The organism is Mucilaginibacter robiniae (assembly GCF_012849215.1).
Classification (GTDB): Bacteria; Bacteroidota; Bacteroidia; order Sphingobacteriales; family Sphingobacteriaceae; genus Mucilaginibacter; species Mucilaginibacter robiniae.
This window is the reverse complement of record NZ_CP051682.1, coordinates 2,858,221-2,871,805: the sequence shown is the minus strand read 5'-3', so window position 1 is coordinate 2,871,805 and position 13,585 is coordinate 2,858,221. Positions and strand designations below refer to the sequence as shown.

Below are 13,585 nucleotides of genomic sequence, written 5' to 3'. Positions count from 1 at the left end.
ATACGACAAAAACATGAAATTCAACAAATACATATTAGGCGTTAGCTTATGTTCAATGCTGGTTGTCGCATCCTCATCGTGCAAAAAAGTGCTTGATGTGACGCCTACCTATACTAAAGATGGTTCGCAGATTTTTACTTCCATAACCGACTATGAATATGCCCTTACCGGCGCTTATTCCTTGTTCCGGCAAACGGGTTATTATGGCAACAGTGCTAATACTACCGGCGCGTGGTCAACCCTGCCCGATATGATGGGAGAAGATTTACTGCAAACTACCGAAGACTTGACCAACAGTGCCAACTTAACTAATTATACTTTCAACACACTGGAGAATGATATTTTAACCATCTGGACAGCCGCTTACCGGGTAGTTAACCAAGCCAACATTGTACTGCGCAACATTGACCAATTTAATACCACACAGCCTAAAGCGGTTAACCGTATTAAGGGCCAAGCTCTCGCTATACGCGCCTTTGCGCATTTTGATTTGCTGCGCTACTGGGGTGCTGATTTCGACCGGAACTCTACAGGTTTAGGCGTACCCTACGTTACAGTGGTTGACCAAACTTACAAACCATCACGCCCAACTGTGAAAGAAGATTATGATCAGATTCTAGCTAATTTAACCGCAGCCGAGACGCTGTTGCAGAATGTGGATGCTACCATTAATACTTCATCTTCTGCCCGTACCTTAATTGATGTTACAGTAGTACGCGCTATGCTGGCCCGTGTTTATCTGTACACTAAAAATTATACACTGGCTGAAAGCTATGCCACCCAGGTGATAACCGCTATTCCGCTGGCTACCGCTGATAACTTTCCAAATGTTTGGAAAGACTCTTACACCACTACTGAAGTAATCTGGTCGGTGGCTTATAACTCCGGCGATGGTAGCCCATCATTTAATTTAAATACGAGCAGTACTAACCGTAATTCCTACAAGCCTACGTCAACCATCATCAATTTATTCGACAACAAAACAGCCGATATACGCTTTAGCAGCTACATAGCCAGCAGAACTACCGGCACTGGCACAGCTATTATTACTGACCCGGCCAGTACCATTACCCGCAAAATTGTAAACAAATACGTGGGTAAAGGCAGCAACGTGGATAACGTTGTGAATTGGAAGGTACTCAGAACCGGCGAAATGTACCTGATCAGGGCTGAAGCACGGGCTATGCAAACCGGAAAAGAATCACTAGCCTTAGCCGATTTAAATACCTTACGTGCAGCACGTATAACGGGTTACAGCAATACTACTTTGACCGGCCAAGCACTGATAGATGCCATATTTACAGAAAGAAGAAAAGAGCTGTTTGCTGAAGGGCACCGCTGGTTTGACTTGAAACGTACCACCCGCACCATACAACGAACTGATTTAAGCGGCGGCGCACAATCGGTAAAAGATGCGACCAGCTTACCTTCTAGCTCCAAAGTATGGGTATTCCCGATTCCGCAAAGTGAATTGGATGCTAATGCAAATATCCGAAACCAGCAATCAACAGGCTGGTAGTTGATTGCTGCTCAAATTAAAAACCAAGAAAGCCCGGCTATACTACCGGGCTTTCTTGGTTTTTTAGCTTACTGAAGCTGTAAAACATTTTGAATCAGCAAATAAACACTTCTGCTTGCTCATGAAGTAATTGTTTGTTGCTGATAATATTTTTCAATAATTATAAATTTCATAAAAGGCAATAATTTAAATAGATAAGCAAACAAATAGATATACTAACTGCTTGAACTCATACTAACCCCCACTGGTATGAACAAAAGCAATACAGAAAAAGAACCTGCTAAAAAGCCGAGTATGAGTTTTGGGCAGATACTGAATATGAGTATTGGCTTTTTGGGCATACAAATGGGCTTTGCCCTGCAAACCGGTAATGCCAGCCGAATATTGCAAACCTTTGGTGCCGATGTGGATAAACTAACCTGGTTTTGGTTAGCAGCTCCTTTAACCGGCATGATTATTCAGCCTATTATTGTGCATTATAGTGATAACACCTGGACCCGGTTGGGACGCCGGCGACCGTACTTTTTAACCGGAGCTTTACTGTCTGCATTAGCTTTGTTTTTTATGCCCCATGCTCCCTGGCTAAAGGCCCTTATAGCACCGGTTATTGTGGGTGCAGGCACCCTCATGATTATGGATGCCTCCTTCAACGTAGCAATGGAACCCTTTCGGGCACTTATAGCGGATGACTTACCGGAAGAACAGCACAACCAAGGCTTTTCTGTTCAAACAGCCTTAATTGGTGTAGGGGCTATTATAGGCTCGCTATTGCCTTATGTTTTACCTGCTTGGTTTGGTGTAGCGAAAACAGCCCCTAAAGGCACAGTACCCCCCAACGTATTATACTCTTTTATGGCAGGTGCCGTAGTATTGGTGGCAACCGTTTTGTGGACGGTATTTACCACAAAAGAGTATTCTCCGGAGGAGCAAGCCAGCTTTCAGGCCGATAAACAGGAAGAAAGCAAAGACGATCAAGAAGATAAAAATCAAAGCGCCATTGCCGAAGTTTTTTCCAATCTGGTGCACATGCCTACAACCATGAAACAGCTGGCTGTGGTACAGTTCTTCACCTGGTATGCGCTTTTTTCTATGTGGGTATTTACCACACCTGCCTTGGCAGAACATGTTTTTCATATTAAGGCAGGCGATACTTCATCCGAAGGTTATAACAATGCCGCTAACTGGGTTGATATTCTGTTTGGCGTTTACAATGCGGTTTCGGCCATCTATGCGCTACTGCTACCTAAAATCCTTACTAAAATCAGCCGGAAAAAGATACACTCCTTTTCCCTCATCATGGGCGGCTTAGGGCTGATCTCCTTATTTCTAATTAAAAATCAATATCTGCTTATTGTACCCATGGTGGGCATCGGTTTGGCTTGGGGCAGTGCTTTGGCTATCCCTTATGCTATACTATCGAACTCCATACCGCCTCAAAAAATTGGAGTTTATATGGGTATATTCAATTTTACCATTACCATTCCACAAATTTTGAATGGGATTGTAGGTGGCTTATTGGTAAAGCACATTTTCAACAATCAGCCTATTTATGCCTTAGTGATGGCAGGCGTATTCCTGTTTATTGCCGCCTTGTCGGTACGCTGGCTACAGGATGATCCGGAGAAGCAAAGTGCTTAATTTTTTGTCTAAAGGCTAACATACTACTCATGTTATATGCTTTATAGACCTTAGTCTTAGGGGCATATCATCCATCGGTTCAGTGCTTTACTGATTAATCATCTTGGTTTGTAAACTTTCTAAGGATTGATTTTCATAATCAGCATTATTCAACTATTAAATTTTACCCCATCTTAACCCTTACTTGCGCAGCTTACATTCTACATTTCTGCTATATCATGCAAATAAATTCCTAATATTTTCACTAGGTCAAAATAGACGTATCTGATTCACAACAATGAAAGTAAAGATATTTCTTTACCAAACGTAACATCCCTTACCCACCTACTAGCAGTATCCCAATAAATAAACAACCAAGTTTATCAGTAAAATATGTCAGTTTTCCTGCATGGATTCGAACCACGATCTTCTGAACCAAAATCAGACGTGCTACCGTTGCACCACAGGAAACTATTGTAGAACGTAAAGGACTTGAACCTTCAACCATCACCGTATAAGGGTGCCGCTCTTACCATTGAGCTAACGTTCTAACCTATAAATCAGTAGGGTAGTCCGGATTCGAACCGGAAGCCTCCACATCCCAAATGTGGTAATCTAACCAATTGATATACTACCCTGTAAATGCCCTGAAAACAAAAAATCCCCTTAGGTATATCTAAGAGGATTCTGAATATTTTGCTATGTTATTTTAATACATACCCATTCACCTCTGATAAATCAGTTGCGGCAATTGTATCTGTATTAATTGTGTTTTCATGCTGCAAGTATACAACTATTATTTTAATAAAGAAAATTCTTTAAATATTTTTTAAATAATTTTTAGAATATCATTAAGTGCCTTCTAATTTTGCCAAACCATGAGAGAACAATTAACTACTTTGCTGGCAGGTTTAAAAAATCATTCCGTGTTGTTTGCTGACGTAATTCAGTTTATAGAGACCTACTATCAGCACCAGCCTACCGCATTTAAAAATGGCGAGGCATACAACGAAGCAACCCAGAACCAAGGCAGTGCCAAGATTTTTGCTTTTGCGCAACTCAACAACCTGAGCGCAGAAGATACCTTGTTACTATTTGCAGAACATTACCAATCCGTATTGAATCATCCTACCGGAACCGACCACCAGAACATTCGGCAATTTATGGCTCAGGGCTGGTTAGGCGTTGTTTTTGAAGGTCAGGCTTTGCAACCTAAATAATGCTATCCGCATAGTTTTGGCGCATGTGTTCCGCGTGCGCCAAAATCAATCTTCACCTCATCTTTTAACTATTGCCCAAGGTTTACAACGCCGAATGAATAGTTTGCAAGCTTTAGCCAACCATCTACACATTCTTAAAAGTAGGTAATTGTGCTCACCGCAACTGTTCATGATGAGGTCAGACAAGTTAAATCTAACTAAAGCACAATACTTATTCACCTGTAAATAATTACATTAGCATTGTGTGTTAACTGGTGCTTATAATCCATCTAACCTTATATAACGATGAAAAGTAATTTGAAACTTGTAGTATATGCAGTTTTGCTTATCGTTTGTTCCGCCGTGCAGGTCTTTGCTCAAAGACCTGTTCGAATGGGACCTGCATCAGAAAGTGAAATTAAAGCAGCTCGGTCAACACTAGAATCAAACTTTAACGATGCAAAAGCCCATAGAAACTATATCTACGTAATGGGGTTGAACAATCCACTTCTTATTGCGCAGTATAGGATATGGATGAAGAAATACCCACAAAATGTAAACTTCCCTTTGGCCATCGGCACCTTTTATCATAATGCCGAAATGCCACAAGCAAAAGAGTTTTTGCTCAAAGCCGCCGAACTGGAACCCCAAAATGCCGACATATGGTCTATGCTTGCTAATGATGCAGGCAGGTGGGGACAAGATGACCTCTCTACAGCGTATTTAAGAAAAGCCATGTTAGCCGACACTGCAAATGCTACTTACGCAGCCTCCTACTTATTTGCTTTAAAAAATGGCGATCCTGATTACAGGCAAAAGGTGTTTGATTTTGTAAAACGGTTCCCAGCAAGTGAACAAGGTGCTCAAGCCTTGTATTGGTTAGCCGATCGTGATACCAGCCTTAATGACAGGATTCAGGATTATGAGCAATTGCGCCAAACCTATCCCCCACAAAAATTCAGATGGTCATCATCCGGAATGATCGGGTTAGCCGATGCGTACCTGCAAACCAATCCCGAAAAAGCTCTGACACTCAGCAACGAAATGGGTGAGGAAAAGGAATGGCAAATCAGAAAACAGCTAGCTGAATCATTAATCCAGATTAATCAACTAGAACAAAGCCAAAGCTATAAAGAGGCTGCCAGCAAAGCAGACCAAATTAAACTGCCTTCATTTAATTACCTCAACGACTTTGTAGCACTCAAAAAAGCTGATTTGCTAGCCAAAGCCGGAGATGTTAAAGCGGCTTACGATAGCCTGGCTACAAAATATGCAAAACTTCCTACTTATCCACTTTATACAGCACTAACAGGTTATGCCCAATCATTAGGCAAAAACAAAAAGCAGATGTTGAAGGATGTTGAAACCATTAGACATCACACAGCAGTTTCGGCTTATCCATTTGAGCTAGATCTTTATACCAGTAAGGGTAAGCTAAATTTACATGACCTGAAAGGTAAAGTTGTATTGCTTACCTTCTGGTTTCCGGGCTGCAGCCCTTGCCGCGCCGAGTTTCCGCACTTTCAATCGGTAATCAATAAATTTAAAGGTAAAGATGTAGTGTATGTAGGCATTAATGTAGATCCTGAACAAGACCCTTACGTACTGCCTTTATTGAAAAATAGCAATTATTCATTTATCCCGTTACGGGGCAGCTCAGAATTTGCTCGTAAAAACTATGGCGTACAAGGTGAACCTGAAAACTTCCTGATAGATCAAGACGGAAAAATCATTTTCAAAGATTTCAGGATTGACAACAGTAACCATCGTACGCTGGAACTCATGATCTCTTCCCTATTGCAAAAAGGCTAGTACAGCAATTGGTATTACAACGCGGACAAAGAGCCATTTCATAATAGTAAGAAGTTAATGAAAGAGGAATAAAAGCGTTCGCTAAACAGGCAAGAAAAGCGTAAAGGTAGTACCTGCACCTTCCTGGCTTTTCACCTCTATAGTTCCGCCTTTAATACCAATCAATTGTTGAACCAGGTACAACCCTACCCCGGTACCTTCTACATGCTGATGAAAACGACGGTATTTGTGGAACAGGTCTGGTAAATCTTTCTGAGGTATGCCTAGTCCATTATCCGTTATGGCAATTTGCACACCATCTTTTGTGGGGCTTGCCTGTATATGCACAATAGGTGCCCGGTCGGGGTGCCTGAACTTTATAGCATTGGTAATTAAATTCTGCAGAATACTTCTTAAATGAACTCGCTTGTAAAATATTTGGCAATCATCAACTTGAGTTGTAATGCGACCTCCGGTACTTTGCAGTGTTTCCGACAGTTCTGCACGGATATCATCCACCAAAGCACACAAATCAACCTCTTCAGCGCCCTCGGCATTTAACTTTTGCGATTTAATAATCTGGCCCAAATGTTCAATTGTATTCCTTAGCCTTTTAATGGATTTACCCGGAATGGTGAATAGCTGCCTGTCTTTATCTTCAACCTTGTTTTCAAGGCGACGGTGCAACAACTCAAGAGAACCCTCTAGGCTCATCAACGGTGTCCGGAGGTCATGGCTAACAATATGGAGCAAGCTATCAAGTTCCTGATTAACAAAAGTGAGTTCCTGGTTTTTTTCATTCAGTTTTTTACGACTTTTTTGCAACTCTTCAATCAAACTATGCAGTCGGTCATCCGACCTGTTTAGTTTTCTCAATATCAGAAAGGCCCAGGGCAAGGTTAAAACGGCAGCTCCCAGCATCAGTACCACCATAGCATACTCAGGAGTAACTGTGGTGTGCTTAAGTATCCATATAAACCCGGCTATAATAATGGGCAATAAGATCAGGAAATACAAAACCGCAAAGCGTACGGGAACAGATGCTGAATGCCTGGAAAAGGCTTCGCTAAGCCAGCCTTGATATTTACTGGTGTACAGCAAGCCTAAAGTAGCACTCAGTAATCCTAAAGTTGTTGGAAAAGCAATAGCCGAATACTGGCCAAACTGAAACAAACCGCTAATATTAAGTAGCAAACCTATTGATGCGCTATATACCAGTAAAAAGCAAAGCGTAAGTATGCTTTGCGCTGCCGATGGTTTTTTGGAAGCAAATAGTTCCATACCAAAGCTTACCAGTAAAAAGCAAGTTGCCGTAAAAGCCGACATTCTTCCCGGAGGCGCCTGCTGCGTATTGGTGAATTGGTCTCCTACTACCCATTGGTCAATATTCAGGTCGATGGAAAAAACATATCCTGATAAGATTGACAGGCTAAACAGGAGAACGATTGAACCTAATATCCGCGAACTTTGTTTGTAACCTAACTGATAACAAAGCGTGGCTACCCCCAACAGTAAGGTAACTAAAGCCGTGTTAAACTTCATAGACGCACTTTTGGACAAAAACCCATACAGTACCGGCAAATCCAGCAACCAGCCGGCAAGCCCGCATACACCCAATAAAATGGTTAATACAGATAAGTAAGTACCCGCTGGTTTAAGTTCTTTCACAAAAGCAGCTATTAAACATGGTTATCCTGCAATGATGAAGCCAGAAAACACACATCTGTTAAATTTAGTGTAATAAAAGAAACCCTACTATAAGGCTACTCAATACAATAGATGATAAAATCATGAGTACGTGTAACCACGGTATATCATGTAGCGTCTCACGTCCTATCCATCATTTATTATTTCATGAAACTTAAAACTTTTACGCTGCTATTGCTTGTTCAACTTGGCCTATTGGCTACCTCTGCTAAAGCGCAACAACTTTCCACTTCTGATAGTATAGATGCTTTTGTAAAAGCAAAAATGCAGCAGCGCCATATTCCAGCTTTACAGTTAGCTGTGGTGCGTGGAGGTAAAATTGTTAAGGATACCACCTTTGGCACAGCTAACCTGGAATATAATATCAAAGCAACCCACCAGACCATATTTTCTGTTAACTCTATCACCAAGGCTTTTGTAGGCATTGCCGTAATGCAATTAGCAGAAGAGCAGAAATTGAAAGTTACAGACCCACTATCCCGCTACCTGGATAGCCTGCCTGATACCTGGAAAAATATTACCCTGCAACAGGTACTCACTCATACCTCGGGCCTACCAGATTTGATAGATGCTGAAGAACAAGTAATAGGCCATAACGATGAGCAGGAAGCCATGCAAAAAGTAAAAGCGCTGCCTATAGAATTTAAACCCGGTGAAAAGTTTCGTTACAACCAAACGGGTTATGTGCTGCTAGGGCAAATTATTATTAAACTGAGTGGTATGCATTTTACCCGTTTTATTGAAGAACGGCAGTTTAAAGTAGCAGACATGAAGCTAACCCGCTTTGGCGATTCTTATGATGTAATACCTAACTATGCAGGCGCTTACACCCTAACCAAGCAGGTAGGCGACCACTTTGTGCGAAACAGTACACCGGGTCAGGCTTATATGCAATTCCCTGTATTTTTCAGAACGGCAGCAGGTATCCAATCTACCGCCACTGATTTGGCTAACTGGATAATTGCATTAAAAAGCGGAAAGCTGCTCAAGCAGCCATCCAGCCTGGATAAGCTATGGGCACCGGCTATTCTTAACAATGGTAAAATTGGCGGCTTCAATCGGTTAACGAACGGCTATGCACTTGGCTGGCCAACCATAACCCGTGAGGAACACCCTGCAGTAGGCCCCGTGGGAGGTGGCAGATCAGCCCTGTTTGTATATTTAAAAGATGATCTTTCCATTATTGTGCTGACCAATTTACTGCAAGGCAACCCAGACCAGTTTATCGACGAGATTGCGGGTTATTACATCCCTGAAATGCATGAAGCTAATGGTTTTGGCTTGCCTAAAAACTTAAAAGAATTAAGAGTTGCGTTATTGAAACAGGGCTTTGATCAGGCTATAACAGTAGCAGCACGATTAAGAAAGAATGATCCTTCTTTTAACCTGAACGAAAACGAACTTAACGGCTGGGGTTATCAGCTTTTGGCTCAAAAGAATTTACCAGCAGCATTAGCTATCTTCAAACTGACTGTTTCATTATATCCGCAAAGCGCAAACGCGTATGATAGCTTGGCAGAAATGCTGGAAGTTGTGGATAGCCACACAGAAGCACTTGTTAATTATAAGAAGTCGTTGGCACTGGATCCGCAAAATAAGCATGCGGCTAACCGGATACAAGCACTTACAACCAGATAATCTTATCATTAGGCAAGCCTGACCACCATAGCATCAAAGTTCTTGAGTGATGCTCTATATTTTATAAATGTTGATGTGTTATTACACCTTTAACGAAATTCTTCAAATCAATAAATACGTTACATTTACTGCATTGAATTAGATAACTTCTTATGGAATCACAATACTGGCCTATGATCAAAAAGGCTTACAGCGGATTTAATAATAGAGATATTGACAGCGTATTCTCGGTTATGGATGCTCATGTACATTGGCCAAAAGCTTTTGAAGGAGGTTATGTAATCGGTTATGATGCGGTAAGAGCATATTGGACAAGACAATGGAGTGAGATAAACCCTAAGGTTGAGCCAAGATCTATTACGGAACGTCCAGACGGGAAAGTTGAAGTTCTGGTTGATCAACTTGTAAAAGACTTAGATGGCAATATCGTATTTGACGGAACAACAAAGCACGTATATTCTTTCATCAACAACCTCATTGTCAGTATGGATATTGAAGCGAGCTAATATCATGTAGCTTTGCTCCTGTAAAATGACTTTATTATGAAACGCCTGTTCCAGAATAAATCTATGTTTGACCTGTAGAAAATAGTTATGGCAAGAAACGTCGAGTTTAATGAAGAAGAAGCCATCCAAAAAGCAATGGAAGTTTTTTGGGAGAAAGGCTATAATGGAGCTTCTCTTCGCGACTTGACTGATGCCATGAAAATTAACAACAGCAGCTTGTATAATACGATTGGTGATAAACAAGAACTGTTTGTAAGGTGTGTTCAGCACTATACTGAGATCAGGAAAAAAGACATGCAGAAACGGTTGGCAGTTCAAAAATCACCTTTTTGTATTTTGGTTGATTACATCCATGACGCGGTTACGACCATCATCAGTGAGGTTCATAGTTGCATGGCTGTAAAAACGGCTTTTGAAGTAGCTACTAACGACCAAAGAGTAAAGGACATTTTAAAAGCCGACAGCGACTATGCCTACCATTTCCTATACTCCCTAATTAAAAGTGCTATGGAGCAAGGTGAAATTTCATCTGACGAAGATCCGGAGCTTTTAGCCGACTATTTTATCAGTACCTGGACGGGATGGTATGAATCTTATATTCTACACAGAGATCCAGTGAAGATTAAGAAAATGGCCCAATATTTTATCAAACAACTAACTAAATAAAAATTTTTTAGCCTTTTCTGGAACAAACACTTCAGAATATCTCAACAACGTTTATAGCAATTAGCAACAATTCTGGAACAAACAGTTCAAAATAATTAAGTAATAACATGAACAACAAACAAAATCAAACAACAGATCTTACCGGCAAGAGAGCGCTGGTAACCGGCGGCACCAAAGGTATTGGCAAAGCCATTGCAGACGAGTTAGCACGAGCTGGTGCACAAGTCATTGTTTCGGCCAGAAACCATCCTGGAGATGGCAATACAGAGCATTATTTTATAGCTGCAGATTTAACTAAGCCCGAACAGGTTACTAAAATGGGGCAGGAAATCATGGAGCAATTTCAGGGCATTGATATTTTGATTAATAATGTGGGTGGCTTAACTACCCCTCCGGGCGGCTTCAGTACCTTAACCGACGAACATTGGGAAAGCGAACTACAACTGAACCTGCTATCTGCTATCAGATTAGACAAAATATTACTTCCACAAATGATTGAACAGCAAAGCGGTGTTATTATTCACATTTCTTCTGTATCAGGCAGGCAGCCTTTATGGAATCTGAATATGGCTTATGCGGTTTCCAAAGCTGCTTTGAATAGTTATAGCAAGGCATTAGCAACTGAGCTGGCCACTAAAGGCATACGTGTGCTAACTGTATCGCCCGGAGCAACTAAAACCCCGCCTATGGAAAAATTCATTCAGGATTATGCAACTTCAACCGGAATTAATATTGAAGAAGCATTTAAGCAATTACTTGCGCAAACTGGCGGCATCCCTATGGGCAGAATGGCAGAGCCGGAAGAAGTTGCTTCTTTGGTTCATTTCTTGGTATCTCCATCAGCAGCTTACCTGACCGGAACAAACTATGCCATTGATGGTGGTTCTTTGCCTGTCGTATAAAGTATTCTTCTACTGTGTAAACAAGCTTTTGAAGATAAAAACACTTCATCATTTTGGCTAAACTAAAGCGCCATTCGGCTAAATTGGTTTGTGAACTCTTATTGACTTTTGTATATCAAAAGAATAAGAGATATGAAAGCAATAAGAGTTCATGAATTTGGTGGTCCGGAAGTAATGAAACTGGATGAAGTGGAACGCCCTGTTCCGGCAACCGATGAAATCCTGATAAAAATGTATGCGACTAGTGTTAATCCTGCTGATTACATTATCCGCCAGGGCGGCAACGAGGTTTTACGATCTTACTTGAAGTTACCTTTGGGCTTAGGTTTGGATGCGGCAGGTGTAGTGGAGGAAAGCGGCAGTGAAATAATTAATTTTAAAAAAGGCGACAAAGTATATGGAGTTCCAAACTTTCCGGGCGATGGAAGTTATGCTGAATATATTGCAGCAAAGGCCAGCCAGTTTTCTTTAATGCCACACCATATCACTTTTAACGAGGCAGGTGCACTTCCTTCATGTGCGCTTATTGCCTGGAATGGTATAGTAGATTTGGGTAAGGTACAACCGGAACAGCGTGTGCTGATTCATGGTGCGGCTGGTGGCGTAGGCAACCTGGCAGTACAGTTTGCTAAAGCTATGGGTGCGTATGTGATAGGAACAGCATCAGCTTACAACTTTGATTTTTTGAAAGAGTTAGGTGCTGACGAGGTAATTGATTACAACAAACAGCATTTTGAAGAACTACTGCATGATATAGATGTAATATTTAACGCTTCGCCCGTTCGGGATAATAACGTTAGATTAAAGTCGGTTAACGTAATGAAAGAAGGTGGTATTTTTGTATGTACTCATCTGGATCAGCCCCTTACAGATGATTTTTTGAATGCACTTGCCCAAAAGAACGCTACCGGAACTTTAGTTGGCGGAGGTAACGTAACTACTTACACTTCCTCACTAAGTGGTACTACTCAATTCATTAACGAGGGTAAAGTAAAAGCCGTAGTGAGCAAAGTGTACCCGTTGGAACAAGTGGCAGATGCCCACCGCGAAAGCGAAACAAAACACGTGCGTGGCAAAATTGTATTGGAAATAAGAAAGGAAAATTAACCCCGTGAAACGTTTTAAAACTATCAGCGAGTTTCTGCAGTTCAGGCAGATGCCCAAACCTGAGCATCCTTTAATTAGTGTGCTTAAGATAGAGTCTGTTGAAAGTTTAAAACTGAGTGAGCCTACGTCCTGGTGTTATGATTTTTATTGCATTGCCCTGAAAAGAGTAGCAAATGCTAACGAAGTCAAATTGAAATACAGTCAGCAAACGTATGACTATAATGAAGGCATTCTGTCGTTTGTATCGCCTAACCAAGTACTAAGCCTTTCTATTGACAAAAACACTGTACAACTTAAACAATCAGGATGGCTGCTACTCATCCATCCTGATTTTCTTTGGCATACCCCGTTAGCCCAAACCATTAAACAATATGATTTCTGGAACTACTCGGTAAACGAAGCTCTATTCCTATCCGATAAAGAAGAGGCCTTGCTTGTTAATCTTATTAAAAACATGGAGCAGGAGTACCATTCCAACATCGATAAGTTCAGCAAAAGCATTATCATTTCACATCTGGAAACCCTGCTTAACTATGCCGATCGGTTTTATCACCGGCAATTTATTACCCGGGAAAAATCTAGTCATCAAATACTGGAACGTTTGGAAAATTTATTAATTGATTATTTTGATAGTGATGATTTAACTTTAAAAGGCTTACCTACCGTTGGGCATATTGCACAATCTTTAAATTTATCACCCAAATACTTAAGCAGTTTGCTAAAAGTATTAACCGGACAAAATACCCAGCAGCACATTCACGAAAAGCTGATTGAAAAAGCTAAAGAGAAATTGTCAACCACCAATTTGTCTATAAGTGAAATTGCTTATGAATTAGGGTTCGAACACCTGCAATCGTTCAGTAAGCTGTTTAAAACCAAAACAGAAATATCACCGCTGGAGTTCAGGCAGTCTTTTAACTAGAACTCATCTTA

Annotated in this window: 11 protein-coding genes and 3 tRNA genes; 10 read left to right on the top strand and 4 right to left on the bottom strand. The window is 41.1% G+C overall.

Going from position 1 to position 13,585, the window contains the following annotated elements; genetic code table 11:
- Positions 1 to 13 precede the first annotated feature (13 nt).
- Together HH214_RS12765 and HH214_RS12760 are read left to right on the top strand one after the other, a co-directional pair.
- A complete protein-coding gene (locus HH214_RS12765) occupies positions 14 to 1,519 on the top strand; it encodes a RagB/SusD family nutrient uptake outer membrane protein (protein WP_169608215.1) in 1,506 nt (501 codons plus the stop codon).
- 249 nt (positions 1,520 to 1,768) lie between these two features.
- Positions 1,769 to 3,157 carry an MFS transporter gene (locus HH214_RS12760; RefSeq protein ID WP_211166221.1) on the top strand — a complete coding sequence of 463 codons (1,389 nt, stop codon included), beginning with the start codon at positions 1,769 to 1,771 and terminating at the stop codon, positions 3,155 to 3,157.
- A gap of 379 nt (positions 3,158 to 3,536) precedes the next feature.
- On the opposite strand, the gene HH214_RS12755 is transcribed toward HH214_RS12760, so the two are convergent.
- The 3 genes from HH214_RS12755 to HH214_RS12745 all read right to left on the bottom strand — a co-directional run bounded on the left by HH214_RS12755 (position 3,537) and on the right by HH214_RS12745 (position 3,774).
- A tRNA-Gln gene (locus tag HH214_RS12755) sits at positions 3,537 to 3,607 on the bottom strand.
- A gap of 6 nt (positions 3,608 to 3,613) precedes the next feature.
- Positions 3,614 to 3,686 (bottom strand) — tRNA-Ile (locus tag HH214_RS12750).
- Between the two features lie 14 nt (positions 3,687 to 3,700).
- Positions 3,701 to 3,774: transfer RNA gene (locus HH214_RS12745), tRNA-Pro, on the bottom strand.
- A gap of 240 nt (positions 3,775 to 4,014) precedes the next feature.
- Here HH214_RS12745 and HH214_RS12740 point away from each other — a divergent pair.
- Together HH214_RS12740 and HH214_RS12735 are read left to right on the top strand one after the other, a co-directional pair.
- Positions 4,015 to 4,356 carry a HopJ type III effector protein gene (locus HH214_RS12740; protein WP_169608213.1) on the top strand — a complete coding sequence of 114 codons (342 nt, stop codon included), beginning with the start codon at positions 4,015 to 4,017 and terminating at the stop codon, positions 4,354 to 4,356.
- Positions 4,357 to 4,728: 372 nt separating this feature from the next.
- Positions 4,729 to 6,147 carry a redoxin domain-containing protein gene (locus HH214_RS12735; RefSeq protein ID WP_169608211.1) on the top strand — a complete coding sequence of 473 codons (1,419 nt, stop codon included), beginning with the start codon at positions 4,729 to 4,731 and terminating at the stop codon, positions 6,145 to 6,147.
- An 81-nt stretch (positions 6,148 to 6,228) separates the two neighbouring features.
- On the opposite strand, the gene HH214_RS12730 is transcribed toward HH214_RS12735, so the two are convergent.
- The gene (locus HH214_RS12730; protein ID WP_169608209.1) at positions 6,229 to 7,794 is read right to left on the bottom strand and encodes an ATP-binding protein; all 1,566 of its coding nucleotides are present in this window, start codon (positions 7,792 to 7,794) and stop codon (positions 6,229 to 6,231) included.
- Between the two features lie 186 nt (positions 7,795 to 7,980).
- Here HH214_RS12730 and HH214_RS12725 point away from each other — a divergent pair, with 186 nt between their 5' ends.
- The 6 genes from HH214_RS12725 (at position 7,981) to HH214_RS12700 (ending at position 13,574) form a co-directional block, all read left to right on the top strand.
- Positions 7,981 to 9,471, top strand: coding sequence for a serine hydrolase domain-containing protein (locus HH214_RS12725; protein WP_169608208.1), 1,491 nt, complete (start codon positions 7,981 to 7,983; stop codon positions 9,469 to 9,471).
- Between the two features lie 152 nt (positions 9,472 to 9,623).
- Positions 9,624 to 9,977: a nuclear transport factor 2 family protein gene (locus tag HH214_RS12720; protein WP_169608206.1), complete on the top strand. Its 354-nt coding sequence runs from the start codon at positions 9,624 to 9,626 to the stop codon at positions 9,975 to 9,977.
- An 87-nt stretch (positions 9,978 to 10,064) separates the two neighbouring features.
- A complete protein-coding gene (locus HH214_RS12715) occupies positions 10,065 to 10,643 on the top strand; it encodes a TetR/AcrR family transcriptional regulator (RefSeq protein ID WP_169608204.1) in 579 nt (192 codons plus the stop codon).
- 107 nt (positions 10,644 to 10,750) lie between these two features.
- On the top strand, positions 10,751 to 11,545 hold the full coding sequence (locus HH214_RS12710) for an SDR family oxidoreductase (protein ID WP_169608202.1): 795 nt from the start codon (positions 10,751 to 10,753) through the stop codon (positions 11,543 to 11,545).
- A gap of 132 nt (positions 11,546 to 11,677) precedes the next feature.
- Positions 11,678 to 12,652: an NADP-dependent oxidoreductase gene (locus HH214_RS12705; RefSeq protein ID WP_169608201.1), complete on the top strand. Its 975-nt coding sequence runs from the start codon at positions 11,678 to 11,680 to the stop codon at positions 12,650 to 12,652.
- 4 nt (positions 12,653 to 12,656) lie between these two features.
- Complete coding sequence (locus HH214_RS12700) at positions 12,657 to 13,574, top strand: helix-turn-helix domain-containing protein (protein ID WP_248282091.1); 918 nt, start codon at positions 12,657 to 12,659, stop codon at positions 13,572 to 13,574.
- The last annotated feature ends 11 nt before the right edge of the window (positions 13,575 to 13,585 follow it).